Raw genomic sequence first — 21,191 nt, forward strand, 5'->3', positions numbered from 1 at the left:
CTGACTGCTGCCTACTCAGCCGATTGGTGGCGGCCGTCGCGCACGCCCTGGCGGATTTCCTGCAGGTTGCCCAGGAAGTCCCAGAACTGCTTGGCCTGCTTCTTGAACTGATAGTCCATTTCGCCGAATTGCACCGCGACGATCTTGCTCATGTGGGTGTCGAAACTCGCGGGAGGCAGCTCCAGATAGGCTTCGGATTCGGAGCCTTCGCGATGCACGGTGGCTCCGGCGTTGCGGGCGATGCGCAGCATGGCGGTGTTCTCCGACAGGGCGTGGATGAACATCATCTTCACATCGCGGCTGCGGGCCAGCATCACGGCGCGGTCGAACAATTGCGCGCCATAGCCGCGCCCGCGCGCCTTGGAGAGCACCGAGACGCCGAATTCGGCGCAGCTCCTGAATTCGTCGTTCGTGGCATAGGCCACGTGGGCCATGGCGATGAGCTCGAGACGGCGGTTGAAGATGCCGATGACTTCGTCGCGGTCGAAATCGATATGGTCCACATAGCGGCGCACCTGGCCATCGCTTGCCGGATAGCCAAAGCGCAGGTAGCGGTCCTCGGGGCTGAGGCTCATCAGGTGCGCGGCGATGCGCTCGCGATGCTGCGCGGCCAGCGAGCGCATCGGCACGGAAGCAAAAGCCATTTTCGATTTACCTCGCTGAATCGGCGACGGTTGATCGTCAGCGGAGCCCGCGCCCCAGAAGCGCCGGCCGATGTCCCAGGAAGCAAGCAACCAATCTTTCGTCATTAGCATGATGACGCGATTCTAGGGTTTTCCCTAGGTTTGTGTTTTGATTTTGTTGCATTGCAATATGAATTGGAGGGCTTTCACGTTTGTTGTCATTTCCGGGACACGTGAGGACGTATCGCGGGCCCCGCGCGGGCTCGGGCGACCTATACCGGAACCGCAGTCGTGGCCTTGACCCGGTCCAGCACGAAGCTGGTCTTGCAGTCCTGCACGCTCGGGTGCGTGAGCAGCGTGTCCATGATGAAGCGGCTGTAGTGCGCCATGTCGGCCACCACCACGCGCAGCAGATAGTCCATCTCGCCAGTGAGCGCCGCGCACTCCACCACTTCCGGCCAAGTCTGCACGCTCGCGCGGAACACGTCCATGGGATTGCGCTTGTGGCTTTCGGTGTGCTTTTCCAGCCGCACGTTGAGATAGGCGGTGAGCCCCAGACCCACCGCCTCGGGCCTGACCAGGGCGACATAGCGCTCGATGATCCCCGCCTCCTCCAGCCGCTTGGCGCGCCGCAGCACCGCACTGGGGGACAGCCCCACCTTCTCGCCGATCACGTCATAGGTTTCGCGTCCGTTGGCCTGCAGGCAGCGCAGGATCGCGCGGTCCAGCTTGTCCAGCGAATTGCCAGCGGAATCACTGCTAGGTGTGGGTGTGCTCATGCGGCGATTCTGGGGCCGTGGTCTCCGTTTTGAAATGCGAGACTTCCCTAACGCGCATTCATTGTTTGAAATCTTATAAATGCGCATTAAAAATGCAAAAATTAATCAATACAACGATTAATCCAGCGAAAAATTGCTGATGATGCCAATTACATTCCCTGATAAGCCATTCCATTGCCAGCCACATCAATTGGTAATGCCATGACCATCATCAGACACATGAGTTTTCACATCATAGAATTTTGGGGGCATATCAATGAACGCGCCTGACATGAACCCAATGCTGGCCCCGGGCGAGTCCGCTTGGGAAAATCCCATGGGCACCGACGGCTTCGAGTTCATCGAATATGCCGCGCCCGACCCCGCCGCCATGGGCCGGGCATTCGAAGCCATGGGCTTCAGGGCCGTGGCGCGCCATCGCCACAAGAACGTGCTCCTGTACCGCCAGGGCGAGATCAACTTCATCATCAACGCCGAGCCCGACAGCTTCGCCCAGCGCTTTGCGCGGCTGCATGGCCCGAGCGTCTGCGCGATCGCCTTTCGCGTGCACGACGCCAAGGCGGCCTACGAGCGGGCGCTCAATCTGGGCGCATGGGGCTATGCGGGCACGGCGGAGCCGGGCCAGTTGAACATTCCCGCCATCAAGGGCGTGGGCGACAGCCTGATCTACTTCGTGGACCGCTGGCGCGGCAAGAACGGGGCGTGGCCCGGCGATATCGGCAATATCGGTTTTTTCGACGTGGACTTCACGCCGCTGCCCGGAATCAGCACGGAAGACATGCTGCATCCCAAGGGCGCAGGCCTCACCTACATCGACCACCTCACGCACAACGTGCACCGCGGCCGCATGGTCGAGTGGGCCGATTTCTACGAGCGCCTGTTCAACTTCCGCGAGATCCGTTATTTCGACATCGAAGGCCAGGTCACCGGCGTCAAGAGCAAGGCCATGACCAGCCCCTGCGGCAAGATCCGCATCCCGATCAATGAGGAAGGCAAGGAAAAGCCGGGCCAGATCCAGGAATACCTGGACATGTACAAGGGCGAGGGCATCCAGCACATCGCACTGGGATCCTGCGACCTGTACCGCACGGTGGACGCGCTGCGCGGCAACGGCGTGCGCCTGCTGGACACCATCGACACCTACTACGAACTGATCGACAAGCGCATTCCGGGCCATGGCGAAAACGTGCAGGAATTGCACAAGCGCAAGATTCTCATCGACGGCAAGAAGGACGCCATCCTGCTGCAGATCTTCAGCGAGAACCAGCTCGGGCCGATCTTCTTCGAGTTCATCCAGCGCAAGGGCGACGACGGTTTCGGCAACGGCAACTTCAAGGCGCTTTTCGAGAGCATCGAACTCGACCAAATGCGCCGCGGCGTGCTCTAGCGTTCCCGCGCCTGCCACGGCGGGAGACACGCCAGCAGGCCATGGCGAAAAAAAAGGAGCAGCATCATGGGACAGGCACCCGTTGTCTATGGCCAGTCGAGCCGGCCGCCGCGCGGCGACTATGGCCGCGCGGGCGCGGATTACACCTGCGCCCAGGACGTCGCCGCATATACCGAACAGGACCACGCCACCTACCGCCGGCTCTACGAACGCCAGTCCGCGCTGCTGCCGGGCCTGGCCTGCCGGGCGTTCATCGACGTGCTGCCCAGGCTGGGGGCGAAGGAACGCATTCCGCGCTTCGACGACATCAATGACAGCCTGTGCAAGGCCACCGGATGGCAAATCGTCGCGGTGCCCGGACTGATTCCAGAGACCGCCTTCTTCACGCTGCTCGCCGACAGGAAGTTTCCGGTCACCGACTGGATACGCACGCCGGGCGAGCTTGACTACATCGCCGAGCCCGACGTCTTCCACGACCTGTTCGGGCATGTGCCGCTGCTCTTCAACCCGGTGATCGCCGACTACATGCAGCGCTACGGCCAGGGCGGACTCAAGGCGGAGAAGCTGGGCCACTGCGAAATGCTGTCACGCCTGTACTGGTACACCATCGAGTTCGGCCTGATCCGCGAAGAACAGGGCCTGCGGGCCTATGGCGCCGGCATCCTGAGCTCTGGCGGCGAACTGCGGTACAGCGTGCAAAGCCCCGTGCCCCGCAGGCTCCCGCTGGAGCTCAAGCGCACCATGCGCACGCGCTACAAGATCGACACCTACCAGCAGACCTATTTCGTGATCGACAGCTTCGAGCAACTGTTCGCCCTGACCGAGCCCGATTTCACCCCGCTCTACGAAGAACTGGAGACGCTGCCGGAGTACGGCGCCGACAGTGAATTGCTCATTGCGCCCGCCCGAGCAGCGAGCTGACCAGCGCATGCAGCTTCGGCGCACGCAGCATCTGCATGTGCGCATACCCGGCCAGCGGAAACACCTGCGCCGCGTCGAGCACGCAGTTCGCCTCGGGAAACACCACGTTGTCGCAATCGGAGAAAACGCAATGCCAGCGCACGCGCGAAAACGCGCTCCCTTCGCGCGCTTCATCTGCGCGCAGGCGCTCCAGCCAGTCGCCAGCGGGCAGCATCTGCCTCACGTTCGCGCCCCACATGCAATGCGCGAGAGGCGATCCGCGATGCGGACTGGCCACCGTCACCACGTCACGCGGAAGGTGCGCGGCCTGCGGATCACCGCCATCGAGGCCTCGCAGCCAGTCGCGCACGACCAGTCCTCCCATGCTGTGCGCCATCATCAGCGCAGGCAGGCCGGTCGCCGAGCACAGACGCCGCGCTGCCGAATCCAGCATCGGCCGCGCGTCCTCGATGCGGTGCAGCAGCAGCGGCAGGCTCACGGCGATGAACGGCACGTCGAGAGCGCGCAGATCACGCATCACATCGGTCCACACCGCGCGGTTGCACAGCCAGCCGTGCACCAGAACGATGCCCTGGCGGCCCTGCGCATCCGGCGGCAGATGATCGGGCACGGCCCATTCGCGCCACGGCATCAGCCACGCGAAGCAGCGCGCGGACACGTGGGTTTCCGCGCTCCAGGCGTGCATGACGGCCTCCAGCCCGGGACGCCCGAGGCGCATGCGCCTCTTGAACGCGAGCATCGCCAGAAACTCCATCCCCAGCCAGAGCCGCCCCGCCATCAGCGCGAACGCCACGCCCGCCACCGCGAGCCATGGCGAACGCGGCCAGGCCCATGCACACCACGCCATCACGCAGAGCACGTTGAACACACTCACCACACGCAACCACCAGGCCACCATGGATCACTGCCTTCCTTGAAATCCGGGAACGGGATAGCGCAGATTGTGCATGGATCGTCCACTTTCGCGCCCCCGGCGCGGGCACAATGGCTGGACACCAACCCAGAGACAACCGTCCGCCAGGACCGCCAATGAATACTTCCGCGCCGGCCTCCGCGCCAGACCTTCCCCATGGCATCACCGTGCTGGAGCGCGGCTGGCTGTCCGCCAACAACATTCTTTTCCAGGGCCGGCACGGCTGCGCGCTGGTGGACAGCGGCTATTTCATCCATGCCGGGCAGACCGTCGACCTGGTGCTCTGCGGCCTGCAGGGAAAGCCGCTCAACCTGCTGATCAACACCCACCTGCACAGCGACCACTGCGGGGGCAACGCGGCGCTGCAGGCGCAATGGCCGCACTTGCGCACGCTCATCCCTCCGGGGCAATTCCAGCATGTGCGCGACTGGAACGCCGACGCGCTCAGCTACCAGCCCACGGGCCAGACCTGCCCGCGCTTTCACGCGGACGATGTGCTCGCGCCGGGAAGCGAGATCGCGCTGGGCGACAGCATCTGGCAGATCCACGCGGCGCCGGGGCATGACACGCACGCCGTCATCCTTTTCGAGCCCGCGGCCCGCGTGCTCATTTCAGGCGACGCGCTATGGGAAAACGGCTTCGGCGTGGTGTTTCCCGAGCTCGACGGCGAAGAGGGTTTCGAGGACGTGGACGCCACGCTCGAACTGATCGAGCGCCTCGCCCCCCGGGTCGTGATTCCCGGCCACGGCCCGGTCTTTGGCGACGTGCCCGGGGCGCTCGCCATCGCGCGCCGCAGGCTGGCCGGATTCCGGTCCGATCCGGTCAAGCATGCGCGCCACGCGGCCAAGGTCCTGCTCAAGTACAAGCTGCTCGAATGGCAGCGCATTCCCATCGGCGAGGCCTTGCGGTGGCTGCGCGCCACGCCTTATTTCCAGGTGCTGCGCCAGCGGCATTTCTCCAGCCGGGACGCTGACCAATGGGCGGCAGAGCTGATCCAGGACCTCGTCGACGGCGGCGCGGCGGCGCGCGACGGCGAGCTGCTGGTCAACGCCTGAGCCCACCGGGGATCAGGGCAGATCCTTGTTCGGCTCGGGCTCGCCCGCCAGGCGCGGGCCGATGTTGCCCAGGCGCGACTTGATCGACTGCGGCTGCCCCGTGAGAATGGCCGCGTAATTGGTCGTATTCGCCAGCACGTTCTTCACGTAGGTGCGCGTCTCGCCGAACGGCACGTTCTCGGCCCAGATGGCGCCTTCCAGCACCGGGCCGTTGCGCCAGTTGCGCGGGCGGCCCGGGCCGGCGTTGTAGCCCGCTGCGGCCAGCGCCATCGAATCGTCGAAATCATCCAGCGCCAGTTTCAGGTATGCGGTGCCGATGGTGATGTTGGTTTCCCGATCGTAGATCATGTCCGGCGTGAAGCCGGACATGCCGATCTTGCGAGCCGTCCAGCGGGCGGTGGCGGGCATCACCTGCATCAGGCCCGACGCGCCCACATGCGAGCGCGCGTCCATGATGAAACGGCTTTCCTGGCGGATCAGCCCATAGACGTAGGCCGGATCGAGCCCGATACGGTTGGCATGATCGACCACCGACGCGCGGAACGGCATCGGAAAGCGCTGCGCCACATCGACGAACGACCTGGTGCGCTCGCTGGTATTGATGCAGCGGTCCCAGACCTCGTGCTTGCAGGCCAGGTCGGCCGCCGCCAGCAGTTCACGGTCGCCCATGCCGCCCTGCGTATGAAGGTTGGTGGCGTAGTTCCACTCGCGCACGCCTTCGCTGCGCAGCCCCAGTGAAATGGCGAACAGGCCACGATTGAGCGAAGGATTGGCGCGCGCGTTGGCCATTTCCTCCTGCGTCAACGGCGCTGGCGCCGGTGGCGGCGCCACACGCTGGCCCAGTTCCTCGCCCGCCAGTTGCTCGTAGAAGCCGCTGGTCCCGGCGATGCTCTCGAACAATCGCCGGGCGTTGGCGCGATCCTCGTCGCCGGGCCGGTTGCTCGTGTAGGCGCGCCCGCGCCAATAGACCCAGGCCGGATCGGCGCGGCCGGCCGCGCTCATCGCATCGATGCTGCGCGCCACCGTCTTCCACTGCCCGGCCCGCAGCGCGGCCCGCGCGCGCCAGCCCAGCATGTCATCGTTCAGGTCGGCATCGCGGCTCACGTTGGCAAAGTAGCCGAGGGCATTGGGCGAGAGCCCGATCGCGGACTGCTTGCCTATCAGCCCCCAGAGCCAGTTGCGCTCTTCCGGCGAAAGCTGCACGCCCCACTTGCTGTCGAGCAGCCGCGCGGCGGCTTCCGGATCGCTCATCGCCATGCGGATCAGCGCCAGCACGATGAATTCCTGCTTCATCTTGCCGCGCGCCATGGCGCGGCCCGTCAGGTATTTGGTGGGCGAATCCACCGCGTCGCGCAGGTTGCCCACCGCCTCGGGAGCGACGATCTCCACCGCCTTGCGCACGGCGCGCAGGCGGTTGGCCTCGGCTGACAGCCGCGCCTTGCGCCAGACGTCGGCGGCCTTGATCTTCCTGGCGGCATACAGATCGGCGGCGGCGTTCGCGCAGCCGTCGTCCACCTCGCGCTGCGCATACCAGTTGGCCAGCACCCGCAGGGGCATGTCCTCATCGGCCTTGCCGGTCATCTGATCGACATTCATGGCGTAGCACTGCACTTCCTTGTCGTCGCGCATGCGGAACTTGGCGTGCATGTCCATGAAGCGCTCCCAGTCGCGCCGCTGGCCGAGCAAAAGCAGCCAGTCGTTGCGCAGCCGGTCTTCCTGGTAGCTGCCCGCATAGCGTTGCAGGAACGCATCGACCTCATCCTGCGTCGCCTCTTCGAGCCGCGCCTTCAACTCCCAGTAGGCCGCCCAGGGTTCGAGCATGTGGCCGCGCGCCGCGGGCAGCAGCGCCGTGAGCTTTTGCTTGTCCTTCTGCCGGAATGCCTTCTGCATCTCGAGCAGCACTTCGTCCCCCCGGGTCTGCGCCGAGACAGAGGCAAGCGCGCCCGCCAGGCTAGCCCCGAGCAGGAACGGTGTCAGAATCTTGAGCCATTGCATTGTGGGATTATGTGATGGACAAAGCAGCCCTGCGCCGAACACTGGTAGAACAACGCCTGAATTTGCCTGATCGACTGACGAGAGCGGACATGCTGCAGCGCGTCATGCGCATCTGGCTGGTGGACCGGCCCGATCTCGTCATTGGCGCGTACTGGCCCATCAAGGGCGAGTTCGACCCCCTGCCCGCCCTGCACCGCTGGAAGGAGGACGGAGAGCTTCTGGACGAGCCCCAGCGCCGCCGCATCGGGCTTCCGGTGGTCAACCGCGAGCACAAGACCCTCACCTTCCACGCCTGGTATCCCGGCTGCCCGATGGAGGAGGACGCCTACGGCATTCCCAAGCCCAAGGACACCGAGCTGATCGTCCCCACGCTCCTGTTCGTGCCCTGCGTGGGCTACAGCGCGGGCGGATACCGCCTGGGCTACGGCGGCGGCTTCTACGACCGCACGCTGGCCGCGCTGCAGCCGCGCCCCGTCACCGTGGGGCTGGGCTACACCTGCGGCTATCTCGACGATTTCGAGCCCGAGCCGCACGACCTGCCGCTGGACGCCATCCTGAACGACAACGGGGTGGTCTGGCCGATCGGGTGACGCTGCGGCATATTCCCAATCAAATTAGATACAACTGTTTCTAATTAAAGCAATTTCGAGAGCGGCACCGGGAATGGCGCTCAGCCTTTCTGCTGACGCTCCCATCGCTCCCACCCCTGCGCCCGCAACCGGCATGCCGGACATTCGCCGCAGCCGTATCCCCAATCGTGGAGCTGCTCGCGAACGCCGAGGTAGCAGGTGTGCGTCTCCTTGCGGATCAGTTCCACCAGCCTGTCCCCGCCCAGCTCCTGCGCCAGTTGCCAGGTCTGGGCCTTGTCCAGCCACATCAGCGGCGTCTCTATCAACAATCGCCGCTCCAGGCCGAGATTGAGCGCCAGCTGCATGGCCTTCATCGTGTCGTCGCGGCAATCGGGATAGCCCGAAAAATCGGTCTCGCACACACCGGTGACGATCACCGACAGGCCACGCCGGTACGCCAGCGCGCCCGCCAACGTCAGGAACAACAGGTTGCGCCCCGGCACGAACGTGTTGGGTAGGCCGTCGGCCTGCATCTCGAAGGCCACGTCGTCGGTGAGCGACGAGCCGCCGATCTGCGAGAGCACGTCCAGCGACAGCACATGGTCTTCGCCAAGCCGGCCGCGCCATTCGGGGAATGCATCGGCCAGCGCCTGGCGGGCGCGAAGGCGCACCTGCATCTCCACGCCATGCCGCTGGCCGTAATCAAAGCCCAGCGTTTCCACGCGCTCATGGCGCGCAAGCGCCTGCGCAAGACAGGTGGTGGAATCCTGGCCGCCCGAGAAAAGCACCAGCGCCGCCTTGTGGCACCCGGTCGCGGAGCTGGAAATGGAGAGGGAAGAACGCGAAATCATGGTGCGCAATTAGAGCACCCGCGGAACACCCGGCCGTCGCCATCGGAATCCGGTGGGCCTACACTGAGGGGCCTTTTTCTTCTTACTTGCATGGGACAACACGCCATGATCCAGCTTCTCATCGGCAACAAGAATTACTCGTCCTGGTCCATGCGGCCCTGGGTATTGCTCAAGCAGGCGCAGATTCCGTTCGAGGAAGTCATGGTGCGCTTCGACAGCTTCGAGCCCGGCTCGCGCTTCAAGCAAAGGCTCGAGGCCATCTCCCCCACCGGCAAGGTGCCGGCCCTGGTGGACGGCGACATCACGGTCTGGGACACGCTCGCCATCGCCGAATACCTGGCCGAGAAATTCCCCGAAAAGAACCTGTGGCCCCGGGACACGAAGGCCCGAGCCAACGCGCGCAGCATCTGCGCGGAAATGCACAGCGGCTTCACCGCGCTGCGCAGCCACTGCGGCATGAACATCGAAGCCAGCCTGCCCGACGTAGGCGCGCTGGTCTGGCGCGACAGGCCCGGCGTGCGGGCCGACGTGCAGCGGCTGATCGACATGTGGGGCGGCCTGCTGGGCACCTACAAGGGGCCGATGCTGTTCGGCGAATTCAGCATCGCGGACGCCTACTACGCGCCGGTATGCTCGCGCATCGCCACCTACGCCCTGCCTGTGCCCGAGCACATCCGGGCATATGTCGACCGCGTGCTGGCGCTGCCCGGCGTGGCGGCCTGGGTGAGGGACGCGCTCGCGGAGCAGGACTTCGTGCCGTTCGACGAGCCCTATCGCGTGCGCCGCTAGCCCGCGGCCATTTCCGGCTGGGCTACGGCCGGGCTACTCAGCCGATTCGCCGCGCAGCTTCACCACCTGCATGAGCGCGCGATCGCGCCATGCGACCCGCTCCTCCCATTGATCGAGCGGCAAGGCCGCGCGGCGCTGCGCCTCGACCTTGGCGACCAGCTCCGGCGTCCATGGATCGTTCTGCCCGCGCTCCCTGCCCATGCGCTCGTATGCCGGCCCCATCTTCAGCGCGTGCGATGCAATGCCGCCGCGCGTATTGAGGTCCACGGTCTCGAACGGACCGATCACCGACCAGCGCATGCCCAGGCCGTCGCGCACCACCGTATCGATGTCTTCCACGCTGGCGACACCGTCGCGCACCAGGCAATAGGCCTCGCGCAGCACGGCGCCCTGCAGGCGGTTGAACACGAAGCCCTCGACCTCGCGGGCCACCAGCACCGGCTTCAGCCCCGCGCCCGCGGCGATGCGGCTGGCGCGATCGACCGTGGCCTGGCTGGTGAACGGCGCGGGCACGACTTCCAGCACCGCGATCAGATACGGCGGATTGCCCGGATGCAGCACCAGGCAGCGCTCACGGCCCTCGAGCGCGCTGGCGTACTGCGACGCGGGCAGCGCCGACGAAGCGCTCGCAAGCACCGCATGGCGCGGCGCCAGCACATCGAGCTGCGCGAACAGGTCGCGCTTGACGTCCACCCGCTCGGGCGCGCACTCGATCACCAGATCGGCGGCGCCGACGGCATCGGCAAGCGCCGGGCAGATAGTCAGGCGCTGCACGACGGAGGCGATTTGGGCGCGCTCCTGGAGACCGGCTTGCGCCAGATCCTCAAGGCGGCTGGCGAAGGTGATGCGGGCGCGCTCACGCGCCGCAGCGTCCGGATCGAACAGGCGCACGGGGTGTCCGGTGCGCGCGAAAACAATGGCGAAAGCCACGCCGATGCTGCCTGCGCCCACTATAGCTACGGTGGGTGCCGCGCTGGGCGTGGTGGCGGGTGCCGTGACGGATCGTGCGTCTTGCATGGGAAAAGGTCCTTGCTGTCGGGAAAAGGCCGCGCGAACATGGCGATGAACCGCGGCGACGGCACATGCTAACGCCTGCGGCGGCCGGCGGCGCGCTCGCGAGGCGAGCCATCGGCCGCATCCGACACTACACTTCGCACATGCAAATCTTCATGGTGGGCGGCGCGGTGCGCGACAGGCTGATGGGCCGGCCCTTGCACGACCGGGACTGGGTGGTGGTGGGCGCCACGCCCGATGACATGACAAACCTCGGCTATGTGGCCGTGGGCCGCGACTTTCCCGTCTTTCTTCATCCTCGCACACATGAGGAATACGCGCTCGCGCGCACCGAGCGCAAGAGCGGGCGCGGCTATCGCGGCTTCGTGGTGCAGGCCTCGCCCGACGTCACGCTGGAGGAAGACCTCTCGCGCCGCGACCTGACCATCAACGCCATGGCCGCCCCACCCGACTGGAATGGCGACGCCGGCGCCGTCATCGACCCGTACCGTGGCCGCGACGACCTGCGCGACAAGGTGCTGCGCCATGTGACCGGCTCCTTTCGCGAAGACCCCGTGCGCATCCTGCGCACCGCGCGGTTCGCGGCGCGGTTCGCCGATTACCGCGTCGCGCCGCAGACCATGGCGCTGATGCGCGCGATGGTGGCCGAAGGCGAGATGGACCACCTGGTGGCCGAGCGTGTCTGGCAGGAGCTTTCGCGCGGCCTCATGGAGTCCAGCCCGTCGCGCATGTTCGCCGTGCTGCGCGAGTGCGGCGCGCTCGGGCGGCTGATGCCGGAACTCGACCGCCTGTGGGGCGTCCCGCAGCGCGCCGAGTTCCACCCCGAGGTGGACACCGGCGTGCATGTGATGATGGTGCTGGACATGTCCGCGCGGCTCGCCGCCCCGCTCGGCGTGCGCCTGGCCTGCCTGTGCCACGATCTCGGCAAGGGCACGACGCCGCCCGCCATCCTGCCGCGCCACCACGCGCATGAGCAGCGCAGCGTCGGCCTGACCCACGCGCTCTGCGAGCGCTGGCGCGTGCCCAACGACCTGCGCGAACTGGCAGTGCTCGTGGCGCGCGAGCATGGCAACATTCACCGCAGCCAGGAGCTCGATGCCCGCGCACTGCTTCGGCTGCTCGAACGCTGCGACGCCGTCCGCAAGCCGCAGCGTTTCGCCGACGCCCTGCTGGCCTGCGAATGCGACGCGCGCGGACGGCTGGGTTTCGAGAACCGCCCCTATCCGCAGCGCGAGCGGCTGGCGGGCGCTCTTCGGGCCGTGCTGGAGGTCCGCACCGGCCCGGTGGCCGCCGCCGCCATGCAGCGCGGTCTCAAGGGGGAAGCCATCGCGGCGGCCATTGCAGACGCCCGCCGCGAAGCCCTGCGGGCCTGGCTGTCCACGCAGCCCGGGCAGTCCGGCCAGCCGCAAGGGTTATCGCCCGGCGGGGAGAATCCGCCCACATGAACACGCGCCCCATTCCCATGCAGATCAGCACCACACAGGAGTTGCGCGAACTGGCCGCTCTCGGAACATCGGGCGAGGCCTGCGACTGCCGGCTCGCGCGCCACCAGGGCTGGGACAGCATCACCGACGCGCAGTGGCCGGCCGCGCAGATGCGGCAAGTGGCCGACCTGCGCAAGCCCGGTGTGGATGAACCCAGCTTCGAAGAGTTCCACCCTGGGCGCACGCGCTACGAAAGCCCGGATGCGCCGATCGCGCTGGAATACTTTCCCGTCAACCGCTCGACGGTCTGGCGCTGCGCGCATTGCGGCCTGCAGGTCATGCGCTATACCGAGTTCGGCGGCTACTACGTCGACCACAGGGTGCGGGTGCTGAACGCGGCGCTCGTCACCGATGCGCCCCATCCCGGCTGACCCTGCCTTCTGGAGCGTGGAAATCGGCGCTCAGATGACGGACTGCACCCAGCGCACGATTTCCGAGGCGGGCAAGGCGCCGGAGATCCGCCCGAGCTCGCGGCCCTCCCTGAAGACCACCATCGTCGGAATGCTGCGGATATGAAACGGCGCGGCGGCCTGCGGATGGGCCTGCGTGTCCAGCTTGGCGAATTGCGCCTGCGTTTTCAGCGTACCCGCTGCCTGCTCGAACGCGGGCGCCATCATGCGGCACGGCCCGCACCACGGAGCCCAGAAATCGACCACCACCGGGAGCTGGCTGCGCCCCACGTGCCGAACGAAGCTGGCGTCATCAAGCGGCACGGGACGCCCCGTCACCAGCGGTTGATGGCAGCTGCCGCAATGGGCCTCGCCGCCGAGCTGGGCGGCCGCGATCCGGTTGGTGGTGTGGCAATGGGGACAGACGATGTGCAGTTTTTCAGTCATGGCGATGAACCCTCACTGGAAAGAGCGGTGACGGGCCGATGTGGATCAGGTTGGGCGCGCGGCGGCGTTTTCAAGCGGATGACAGCCCTGCGGCATCATGGCCTACACCCTCCTTCGATCCGCAGTTGCTAAGGTCGAAGGCCATGCAAGGGCTTCCCCGGCTGACTTCAGGCCATGCACTTTTTCTTGATTTCGACGGCACATTGGTGGACATCGCTGCACGCCCGGATGCGGTGCGGGTGGCCGATGGGCTGATCGCCACGCTCGCCGGACTGCGGCAGGCGCTGGGCGGCGCGCTCGCCATCGTGACCGGACGCACGCTTGCCGACATCGACCATCATCTCGATCCGCTGCGGCTCGTCGTCGCCAGCGAGCATGGCGCGCATTGCCGCTGCGGCGATGTGGACCAGGACGGCGGCCATCCCGGACGACGCGCGCACCGGCTGGCTGAAGCGGCATTGCGGCTTCAACAGGCGATCGGGCCATACCCGCGATTGCTGCTCGAGCAAAAGACCTCCGGGCTTGCGCTGCACTTTCGCAACGCGCCGCAACTGGAGCCGCTTTGCAGCGCGCTCATGCAGGAGCTGCTCGGCGACATGCCCGGCATGGAGCTGCTGCGCGGCAAATGCGTTCTGGAACTCAAGCCCCTGGACGCCAGCAAGGGCCAGGCCGTCATGGATCTCATGCAGTTGCCGCCGTTCCGAAGCCGCGTGCCGCTCTTCATTGGCGATGACGTCACGGATGAGCACGCCTTCAGCGCCGCGCAACGCATGGGCGGCTTCGGCGTGAAGGTGGGCGGCGGGAAAACCCTGGCGCTGCTGCGCTGCGAATCCCCCGAAGAGGTGCGCGAGTGGCTGGCGCTGCAGGCGCGCGCCCTGGGCGCGCAGGCGAACCCATGCAAGGCCCAAACCCCATGACCCGCGCACCCCTTCTTTCAACGCAGGCCGCCGCCAGCATCGCCGCGGAGAAATTCGGCGCGCCGCTCGCGCCGTCGCTGCATCTCGGCGTGATCGGCAACTGCGCCATCAGCGCCCTGGTGGATGCGCAGGGCGACATCGTCTTCAGTTGCCTGCCGCGCTTTGACGGCGACCCGGTCTTCAACGCCCTGCTGCACCCCGGCGACGCGGGCAGCCGCTTCGCCATCGAGCTGGAAGACCTCGCCAGCGCCCGGCAGGCCTATGAGCCCAACACCGCGGTGCTGCGCACGCGGCTCACCGACCGCGGCGGCAACAGCATCGAGATCACCGACTTCGCGCCGCGCTTCATCTCGCGCGAGCGCTTTTTCCGGCCCGTCATGCTGGTGCGGACCGTGCGCCGCCTGCATGGCGCGCCGCGCATCCGGGTGCGGCTCAATCCGCGTTTCGACTGGGGACGCACGGCGCCCTCCATCACGCGCGGCAGCAACCACGTGCGCTACGTGGGCTCGGGGATGGCGCTGCGCCTGAACACCGATGCGCCGGTGTCCTATGTGCTGGAAGCCCAGCCGTTCCTGCTGACAGGAGCCCATCACTTCCTGCTTGGCGCCGACGAATCGTTGACCGAGGGCATCGCGGCCACCGCGCTGAAGTTCGAGCAGGAGACCATCGCCTACTGGCGCAAATGGAGCCAGAGCCTGTCCATTCCGCTGGAGTGGCAGGACGCGGTGATACGCGCCGCCATCACGCTCAAGCTGTCGCTGTACGAGGAAACCGGCGCCATCGTCGCCGCGATGACCACGAGCATTCCCGAATCGCCCGACAGCGGGCGCAACTGGGACTACCGCTACTGCTGGCTGCGGGATGCCTTCTTCGTGGTGCGCGCGCTCAACAGCCTGTCCGAGACCGGCACGATGGAGGACTACCTGCGCTGGCTCTCCAACGTGGTGCTGGAGGCCACGTCGGGACATATCCAGCCGCTCTACGGGATCGGCCTGGAGAGCCTGCTGCCTGAGGACACCGTGCCGCAACTGCAGGGCTACCGCGCCATGGGACCGGTGCGCGTGGGCAACCAGGCGGCCGAGCATTTCCAGCACGACGTCTACGGCAACATCGTGCTCGGCGCCGCGCAGGCGTTTCATGACCGCCGCCTGCTGCATCCTGCCGGCACGGCGGAATTCCGCTATCTCGAACGGATCGGCGAGCAGGCGGTGCGCGTATATGGGCAGCCCGATGCCGGCATGTGGGAGCTGCGCACCCGCACGCGGGTGCATACGTCATCGGCGCTGATGAGCTGGGCCGCCTGCGACCGGCTGGCCAAGATCGCCGAGCATCTCGGCCTGCACGAACGCGCGCACTACTGGAAGGAGCACGCCAGCCGCATGCGCGAAGAAATTCTGGAGCGTTCCTGGAGCCCCGAGCGCCAGGCTTTCGCCGAGAGCTTCGGCGGCAGGGAGCTTGACGCCAGCGTTCTGCTGATGAGCGAAGTGGGAATGATCGACGCGCGCGACCCACGGTTCGTGAGCACCGTGCAGGCCATGGAGCGCTCATTGTGCGACGGCCCGTTCATGCGGCGCTATGAAGCCGCGGACGATTTCGGCAAGCCGGAAACCTCGTTCAACATCTGCACCTTCTGGCGCATCGACGCACTCGCCCGCATCGGCAGCAAGGAGCAGGCCCGGGACATCTTCGAAGCCATGCTGGCCGCGCGCAATCCGCTGGGCCTGCTGTCCGAGGACACACACGCCACCACCGGCGAGATGTGGGGCAACTTCCCGCAGACCTATTCGATGGTGGGCATCATCAATGCGGCCATCGCGCTGTCCAGGCCCTGGAGCTCGGTGATCTGAGATGGGCCGTCTCGTCGTCGTCTCCAACCGCCTCGCCGACCCGCGCAAGCCCGCCGCCGGCGGCCTCGCCGTGGCGCTGGGGGAATCGCTGCAGCGCACTGGCGGGCTCTGGTTCGGCTGGAGCGGCACCATCGCGCAGGACATGGCGGATGGCGAAGGCCACCTGCACACGCGCAGCTCGGGCAAGGTCACGCTGGCCACGGTGGACCTGAGCCGCAACGACTACGAAACCTACTACGAGGGCTACGCCAACAGCGTGCTGTGGCCGGTGTTCCACTACCGCCTGGACCTGGCGGACTTCAACACACGCTATCTGGCCGGCTACCGGCGGGTGAACCAGCTGTTCGCCCGCAAGCTCAAGGCGCTGCTGCGCGACGACGACACGATCTGGGTTCACGACTATCACCTGATTCCGCTGGCGGCCGAGCTGCGCGCGCTCGGCTGCCGCCAGCGCATCGGATTCTTTCTTCACATTCCGCTGCCGCCGGCGCTGCTGATCGCGGCCATCCCGCAGCATGACTGGCTCATGCGGTCGCTGTTCGCCTACGATCTCGTGGGCCTGCAAAGCCAGGCCGACGTGGCCCACTGCATCCGCTACATGACCACCGAGGCGGGAGCCGAGCTGCTGCCGGGGCAGCGCCTGGCCGCCAATCACGCCACGGTCGAGGTACGCGCGTTTCCCATCGGCATCGACGTGCAGGAGTTCACGCGGCTGGGCCAGTCGCCGGAAGCGCTGGAAACCTACGAGAACGTGTGCAAGGAGTATTCACGCAGACAGCTGCTGCTGGGCATCGACCGGCTCGACTACTCCAAGGGCATTCCGCAGCGCGTGCGCGCATTCCGCGAATTGCTGGAGCGCTACCCCGACAACGAACACAGCGCGACCCTGCTGATGATCGCTTCCCCGAGCCGCGATGCGGTGAACGCCTATGCGGACCTGCGGCACGAGCTGGAAGGATTGTGCGGAGCCATCAACGGCAATTTCGGCGACATCGACTGGATGCCCGTGCGCTACATCCACCGAACGGTCGCGCGCAAACGCGTTCCCGGGCTGTGCCGCGCCTCGCGCGTCGGCCTGGTCACGCCGCTGCGGGACGGCATGAATCTGGTCGCCAAGGAATACGTGGTCGCGCAGAATCCGGAAGACCCCGGCGTGCTGGTGCTGTCGCGATTCGCCGGCGCGGCCGAGCAGCTCAAGGACGCCCTGCTGGTCAACCCCTACGACGCGCAGGGCATGGCCGAGAGCATCCAGGCCGCATTGCACATGCCGCTGCAGGAACGCCAGCGCAGGCACCGATCGCTGCTCGAGAACATTGCGCGCTTCGACGTCCACTGGTGGCGCGAGTCGTTTCTGCAGGCCCTTCAGTCCTCGGCCACCAGCGCCAGCGCGGCATAGTCGCCCACCTTCCCGCCCAGGCCCGCCGCGCACAGCTCCACCCCATGCGTGAGCGCGGGGAAATAGCGCCTGATCTCGCCCTGCAACAGGGGAAGCAAAAGCTGTGCATGGTGCAGAAAGACCGAGCCGCCCAGGCTGATGCGCTGCAGATCCAGCGTGGCGATCAGGTTGTACAGCAGGCGCCCCATCACTTCGCACAGCCGATGCACCACGCGCAGGGCCTGGGCATCGCCGTGGCTGGCAGCCAGCATCAGCGAGCGGGCATCCGTGCCGATGCGGCGCTCCAGCGATCCGCCAGCCACCATCGACTCCACGTCTCCCCGGTTGCCGCAGCCGCACAGCGCCGCCGCATCACCGTCCACCACGAAACTGTGGCCGGCGTGGCCGGCATTGCCGTTCTTGCCGCGCAGCACCCGCCCATCCACGCACAGGCCCACGCCCACGCCCGTGCTCCAGGTGACGTAGGCGCAGTGGCTCGCGCCGCGCAGCGCGCCCCAGCGGCGCTCCGCCATGAGCGCTGCAACCGCGTCGTTGGCGATGCGCACGTCGCCAAATACCTCGCGCAGCGGCGCTTCCAGCGGAACGCGTGTCCAATTGTTGGGAACGCCACGCGGCGCTCCGGCAAGCCCGCCGCAGATATTGGGGTTGGTAATCTCGATTGCGCCCGGGCCTGTCCTCACGAACGGGCCGCAGGAGGAAACGCCCAGGGCGTCGATCCGGTCGCGGCTGACGCCCGCATCCGCGCAGGCGGAATCGATCAGCCTCAGCACCTGCCGCGCCAGCGAATGCTCGTCGCCCGCCTTGGCAGTGGGCTCGGCCAGGCGCGTGAGCAGGGGCGGGGGATCCGCACCATCCATTGCGCCGCGGGACAGGCTCACCGCGACCTTGGTGCCTCCGATGTCAACACAGGCCTTCATTGGCGCGCACACTCCTTCCTGGGTTTCCATCTTGCCGCACGAGGCAGCCGGGCACTGTAGGCCGGGAAGCCAAGAGGCCATGCGCGCGCCGCCCCGCGCCAAGACTCAAAGATAGCGCGCGATCAGGCTCAGCAATCCGCTCAGCACCAGTGTGCTCGCCAGCGGAACGAACCAGTCCCGCCCGAACAGCCGAAAGTGAAAATCCCCCGGCAACCGCCCAAGCCCCAGCTTGCGCAGCCAGGGCATGATGCCGTCGATGAGGATCAGCGCGAGAAAGACGACGACGACCCAGCGGATCATGGCGCTGCCCCCAGGCCCACCGTCATAGCCTGTGCGTGCGGTCGCCGTGGGAGAAGCCGCGCGGCAGCCACGGTGCTCCGGCGCCGAGCATCAGCACCTTGAAGAGCTCGCCCATCTCGTGCTCCATCACCAGCTTGGCGGCCTGCGAACGCTGCTTTTGCTCGCGCGTCTGCATCTCGGCGGCGATGCCGCAGTTCAGCAAGAAATGCGCCTGGCTGGTGTAGCCGAGCACCTGCAGGCCCGCGTCCTGCGCCGCCAGCGCCATGCCGGTGAAGTTGACGTGCGCGGTGATGTCCTTGAGCCCCACGTCGGCCAATGGATCGAAGTCCACCTGGTGCGCGCGGTGGCACACCAGCGTGCCCATGTGGCGCTGCGGGTGAAAGAACTCGGCTTCGGGGAAGCCGTAGTCGATGAAGATCGCCGCACCGCGTTTCAGGCGGTCGGCGATGGTGCGCATGAAGGCCTCGCCCTGCGGCTGCAGCTCGGTCAGATAGTCCTGCGGGCCGGGGATGCCGATGGGAGGGCGCAGATCGGTCACGCGATCCTCCCAGGCGAAGCCGCCACCGTCGGCCAGCACCACGCCGCGCTCGTGCCACACGCCGTCCCGCTCGCCGCCCCGGCGATGAACGAGTTTGACCGGCATCGCGTCCAGCACCTCGTTGCCGACGATCACTCCCTCGATGGCGTCCGGCAACTGCTCGGCCCACGCCACCTGCTCACCGAACGATTCCAGCGCCTGCTTCTGGCGCGCGCGCAGATCACCCGACAGATCGACGATGGTGTAGCGCTTCACGCGGCTGCCAAGCGCATCCAGCAGTTGCCTTGCCAGCGCGCCCGTGCCCGCGCCGAACTCCCAGATCTGGTCCGTGCCCGACTCTTCCAAGGCCTGCGCCACCTGCTGCGCAAGCGCCCAGCCAAACAGCGGCGAGAGCTCGGGCGCGGTCACGAAGTCGCTGCCCGACTCCGGCATGGCGCCGAACTTCGGCACGCCATTGGCGTAATAGCCCAGGCCCGGCGTGTACAGGGCCAACTCCATGAAACGGTCGAACGCCAGCCAGCCGCCAGCCGCGCGAATGGCCTCATCGATGTGCCGCTTGAGCGCGCTCGTTAAACTTGAGGAATCTATTGATGTGTTCACCCCCCGATTGTCCCCCAATGCCCCAAGCCCCACGATCCACACGACCTCGCACCGTTCTCGTGACCGGCGCCGCCAAGCGCCTGGGACGTGAGATCGCACTGGCGCTGGCGGCCGGCGGCTGGCGCGTGGCCGTGCATTACCGCTCCAGTGAACAGGACGCCAGGGACACCGAGGCCCGCTGCGCCGCGCTGTCCGGCGACAGCGCCCGGTTCGCGGCCAACTTCGAGGATGAAAGCGACGTGCGCGCCCTGCTGCCGCGCGTGGCCGCCCGGTTCGGCCATGTGGACGCGGTCGTCAACAGCGCATCCCTTTTCGATCACGACGACGCCCAGACCTTCGGCTTCGCCAGGCTGGACCGGCACCTGCGCAGCAACACCGGCGCGCCGATCCTGCTGGCGCAGGCGCTGCACGCGCATCTGCGGCAGCGGCGCGACGGCGGCGAGGACGATGCGCAGGGCGCGGTCGTCAACCTGCTCGACCAGAAGCTCTGGAACCAGAACCCCGATTTTCTGAGCTACACGCTCTCCAAGGCCGCGCTCGAGGCGGCTGGCACCATGCTGTCGCTTGCGCTCGCGCCGCTGGTGCGCGTCGTCGGCGTGGCGCCCGGACTCACGCTGACCAGCCATATGCTGGAGGGCGAGAAATTCCAGCAGATGCACCGCATGAGCCCGCTGGGGCGTTCATCCACAGCGGACGACGTGGCGGCCGCCGTCCAGTTCGCGCTGGCCAACCGCTCCATCACGGGCACGACGCTGCTGGTCGATGGCGGCCAGCACCTGATGCGCTTCGAGCGCGATTTCTCCCTCATGTAAACGGCTTCGCCAGCGCCGCTCCTTTTCTTGCCTTTTCCGGAATCCTCACCATGCATAACGCCGCTGGTACCCAGATATTGACTTTGACGGGTTTGCGCTTTGACGCAAACCTCGGAATCCTCGCTCATGAGAAAATCGCGCCTCAGCCGATCCAGGTCGACGCCGAGTTGAATCTGGGCACCCAGCCCCTCTCCCCGCGCGACGACGACATCCTGCATGTGCTGGACTACCGCAAGGTGCGCCAGATCATCATCGACGAATGCTGCAGCGATCACGTGAATCTGCTGGAAAGCCTGATCGGAAAACTCGCACAGCGCCTGATGCAGCTGCCCGGAGTGCTGGGCGTGCGCGTCAAGATCGCGAAACTTGAAATTTTTGACGACTGCGAAGTAGCCATTCGCGTCGAGACCGGACAGTGGTAACCGCCATGAACGCTATGAACGAAAACCCGTGGATTGCCGAGGAAGCCCCGGCGCAGGCCGAGGCCGACGCCAGCGGCAAGCCCGCGAAAGTGAAGATCGAACGCGAGCAGATCAAGCTCGAGAAACGCCTGTGCCGCGAGGTGGGCCGGGCCATCACCGACTTCAACATGATCGAGGAAGGCGACAAGGTCATGGTCTGCATGTCCGGCGGCAAGGACAGCTACAC

General features: G+C 66.5%; 22 protein-coding genes and 1 pseudogene. 13 read left to right on the top strand and 10 right to left on the bottom strand.

Annotated elements, in window-relative coordinates; all coding sequences use genetic code 11:
* Nucleotides 1–11: 11 nt before the first annotated feature.
* Together ABWP92_RS09360 and ABWP92_RS09365 are read right to left on the bottom strand one after the other, a co-directional pair.
* Nucleotides 12–755, bottom strand: a complete 744-nt coding sequence (locus tag ABWP92_RS09360) for a GNAT family N-acetyltransferase (RefSeq protein ID WP_353235105.1) — start codon at nucleotides 753–755, stop codon at nucleotides 12–14.
* 140 nt (nucleotides 756–895) lie between these two features.
* The gene (locus ABWP92_RS09365; RefSeq protein WP_353235106.1) at nucleotides 896–1,402 is read right to left on the bottom strand and encodes an Lrp/AsnC family transcriptional regulator; all 507 of its coding nucleotides are present in this window, start codon (nucleotides 1,400–1,402) and stop codon (nucleotides 896–898) included.
* Nucleotides 1,403–1,673: 271 nt separating this feature from the next.
* On the opposite strand from ABWP92_RS09365, the gene hppD reads away from it, so the two are divergent.
* Nucleotides 1,674–2,789 carry a 4-hydroxyphenylpyruvate dioxygenase gene (hppD, locus tag ABWP92_RS09370; RefSeq protein WP_353235107.1) on the top strand — a complete coding sequence of 372 codons (1,116 nt, stop codon included), beginning with the start codon at nucleotides 1,674–1,676 and terminating at the stop codon, nucleotides 2,787–2,789.
* A 66-nt stretch (nucleotides 2,790–2,855) separates the two neighbouring features.
* The gene (gene phhA / locus ABWP92_RS09375) at nucleotides 2,856–3,710 is read left to right on the top strand and encodes a phenylalanine 4-monooxygenase (RefSeq protein WP_353235108.1); all 855 of its coding nucleotides are present in this window, start codon (nucleotides 2,856–2,858) and stop codon (nucleotides 3,708–3,710) included.
* On the opposite strand, the gene ABWP92_RS09380 is transcribed toward phhA, so the two are convergent.
* Nucleotides 3,682–4,608: an esterase/lipase family protein gene (locus tag ABWP92_RS09380; protein ID WP_353235109.1), complete on the bottom strand. Its 927-nt coding sequence runs from the start codon at nucleotides 4,606–4,608 to the stop codon at nucleotides 3,682–3,684. The two genes, phhA and ABWP92_RS09380, sit on opposite strands and share 29 nt — an antisense overlap.
* A 131-nt stretch (nucleotides 4,609–4,739) precedes the next feature.
* On the opposite strand from ABWP92_RS09380, the gene ABWP92_RS09385 reads away from it, so the two are divergent.
* Nucleotides 4,740–5,678, top strand: a complete 939-nt coding sequence (locus ABWP92_RS09385) for an MBL fold metallo-hydrolase (RefSeq protein ID WP_353235110.1) — start codon at nucleotides 4,740–4,742, stop codon at nucleotides 5,676–5,678.
* A 12-nt stretch (nucleotides 5,679–5,690) separates the two neighbouring features.
* On the opposite strand, the gene ABWP92_RS09390 is transcribed toward ABWP92_RS09385, so the two are convergent.
* Nucleotides 5,691–7,673: a lytic transglycosylase domain-containing protein gene (locus tag ABWP92_RS09390; RefSeq protein WP_353235111.1), complete on the bottom strand. Its 1,983-nt coding sequence runs from the start codon at nucleotides 7,671–7,673 to the stop codon at nucleotides 5,691–5,693.
* Nucleotides 7,674–7,687: 14 nt separating this feature from the next.
* On the opposite strand from ABWP92_RS09390, the gene ABWP92_RS09395 reads away from it, so the two are divergent.
* Nucleotides 7,688–8,263 carry a 5-formyltetrahydrofolate cyclo-ligase gene (locus tag ABWP92_RS09395; protein WP_353235112.1) on the top strand — a complete coding sequence of 192 codons (576 nt, stop codon included), beginning with the start codon at nucleotides 7,688–7,690 and terminating at the stop codon, nucleotides 8,261–8,263.
* 80 nt (nucleotides 8,264–8,343) lie between these two features.
* On the opposite strand, the gene queC is transcribed toward ABWP92_RS09395, so the two are convergent.
* Entirely contained in the window at nucleotides 8,344–9,093 is a 750-nt protein-coding gene (queC, locus tag ABWP92_RS09400; RefSeq protein WP_353235113.1) for a 7-cyano-7-deazaguanine synthase QueC, read from the bottom strand.
* 105 nt (nucleotides 9,094–9,198) lie between these two features.
* Here queC and ABWP92_RS09405 point away from each other — a divergent pair, with 105 nt between their 5' ends.
* Complete coding sequence (locus tag ABWP92_RS09405) at nucleotides 9,199–9,882, top strand: glutathione S-transferase family protein (RefSeq protein ID WP_353235114.1); 684 nt, start codon at nucleotides 9,199–9,201, stop codon at nucleotides 9,880–9,882.
* A 33-nt stretch (nucleotides 9,883–9,915) separates the two neighbouring features.
* Here the strand turns inward: ABWP92_RS09405 and ABWP92_RS09410 are convergent, their stop codons facing one another.
* A complete protein-coding gene (locus ABWP92_RS09410) occupies nucleotides 9,916–10,899 on the bottom strand; it encodes a 3-hydroxyacyl-CoA dehydrogenase (protein ID WP_353235115.1) in 984 nt (327 codons plus the stop codon).
* 140 nt (nucleotides 10,900–11,039) lie between these two features.
* On the opposite strand from ABWP92_RS09410, the gene ABWP92_RS09415 reads away from it, so the two are divergent.
* Together ABWP92_RS09415 and ABWP92_RS09420 are read left to right on the top strand one after the other, a co-directional pair.
* Nucleotides 11,040–12,341, top strand: a complete 1,302-nt coding sequence (locus tag ABWP92_RS09415; RefSeq protein WP_353235116.1) for a multifunctional CCA addition/repair protein — start codon at nucleotides 11,040–11,042, stop codon at nucleotides 12,339–12,341.
* A complete protein-coding gene (locus ABWP92_RS09420) occupies nucleotides 12,338–12,751 on the top strand; it encodes a hypothetical protein (protein ID WP_353235117.1) in 414 nt (137 codons plus the stop codon). The genes ABWP92_RS09415 and ABWP92_RS09420 overlap by 4 nt, the downstream gene beginning before the upstream one ends.
* 30 nt (nucleotides 12,752–12,781) lie before the next feature.
* Here ABWP92_RS09420 and trxC read toward each other — a convergent pair whose 3' ends face one another.
* The gene (gene trxC / locus ABWP92_RS09425; protein ID WP_353235118.1) at nucleotides 12,782–13,216 is read right to left on the bottom strand and encodes a thioredoxin TrxC; all 435 of its coding nucleotides are present in this window, start codon (nucleotides 13,214–13,216) and stop codon (nucleotides 12,782–12,784) included.
* Nucleotides 13,217–13,359: 143 nt separating this feature from the next.
* Between trxC and otsB the strand changes: the two genes are divergently transcribed.
* From otsB to otsA, 3 genes are read left to right on the top strand one after another with little or no spacing between them, the layout of a single operon-like run.
* Nucleotides 13,360–14,133 carry a trehalose-phosphatase gene (otsB, locus tag ABWP92_RS09430; protein WP_353235119.1) on the top strand — a complete coding sequence of 258 codons (774 nt, stop codon included), beginning with the start codon at nucleotides 13,360–13,362 and terminating at the stop codon, nucleotides 14,131–14,133.
* Nucleotides 14,130–15,980 (top strand): glycoside hydrolase family 15 protein, encoded by a 1,851-nt coding sequence (locus tag ABWP92_RS09435; RefSeq protein WP_353235120.1) that lies wholly within the window; start codon nucleotides 14,130–14,132, stop codon nucleotides 15,978–15,980. Before otsB ends, ABWP92_RS09435 begins: the two co-directional genes overlap by 4 nt.
* 1 nt (nucleotide 15,981) lies before the next feature.
* Nucleotides 15,982–17,376, top strand: a complete 1,395-nt coding sequence (otsA, locus tag ABWP92_RS09440; protein ID WP_353235121.1) for an alpha,alpha-trehalose-phosphate synthase (UDP-forming) — start codon at nucleotides 15,982–15,984, stop codon at nucleotides 17,374–17,376.
* Here the strand turns inward: otsA and ABWP92_RS09445 are convergent.
* The 3 genes from ABWP92_RS09445 to ABWP92_RS09455 form a co-directional block, all read right to left on the bottom strand.
* Nucleotides 17,343–18,293, bottom strand: coding sequence for an ROK family protein (locus tag ABWP92_RS09445; RefSeq protein ID WP_353235122.1), 951 nt, complete (start codon nucleotides 18,291–18,293; stop codon nucleotides 17,343–17,345). The two genes, otsA and ABWP92_RS09445, sit on opposite strands and share 34 nt — an antisense overlap.
* Nucleotides 18,294–18,398: 105 nt before the next feature.
* Entirely contained in the window at nucleotides 18,399–18,593 is a 195-nt protein-coding gene (locus ABWP92_RS09450; protein ID WP_353235123.1) for a DUF2905 domain-containing protein, read from the bottom strand.
* 22 nt (nucleotides 18,594–18,615) lie between these two features.
* Entirely contained in the window at nucleotides 18,616–19,749 is a 1,134-nt protein-coding gene (locus tag ABWP92_RS09455; protein ID WP_353235124.1) for a class I SAM-dependent methyltransferase, read from the bottom strand.
* Between ABWP92_RS09455 and ABWP92_RS09460 the strand changes: the two genes are divergently transcribed.
* The 3 genes and pseudogenes from ABWP92_RS09460 to ABWP92_RS09470 all read left to right on the top strand — a co-directional run.
* Entirely contained in the window at nucleotides 19,749–20,543 is a 795-nt protein-coding gene (locus tag ABWP92_RS09460; RefSeq protein WP_353235125.1) for an SDR family oxidoreductase, read from the top strand. The genes ABWP92_RS09455 and ABWP92_RS09460 overlap by 1 nt on opposite strands.
* A 50-nt stretch (nucleotides 20,544–20,593) precedes the next feature.
* Nucleotides 20,594–20,965: a dihydroneopterin aldolase gene (locus ABWP92_RS09465; RefSeq protein WP_353235126.1), complete on the top strand. Its 372-nt coding sequence runs from the start codon at nucleotides 20,594–20,596 to the stop codon at nucleotides 20,963–20,965.
* Nucleotides 20,959–21,191: pseudogene (locus ABWP92_RS09470) on the top strand (tRNA 2-thiocytidine(32) synthetase TtcA); the annotation flags it as partial. The gene ABWP92_RS09465 and the pseudogene ABWP92_RS09470, both read left to right, overlap by 7 nt.

It is taken from the genome of Diaphorobacter ruginosibacter, assembly GCF_040396215.1.
GTDB classification, from domain to species: Bacteria; Pseudomonadota; Gammaproteobacteria; order Burkholderiales; family Burkholderiaceae_C; genus Diaphorobacter_A; species Diaphorobacter_A ruginosibacter_A.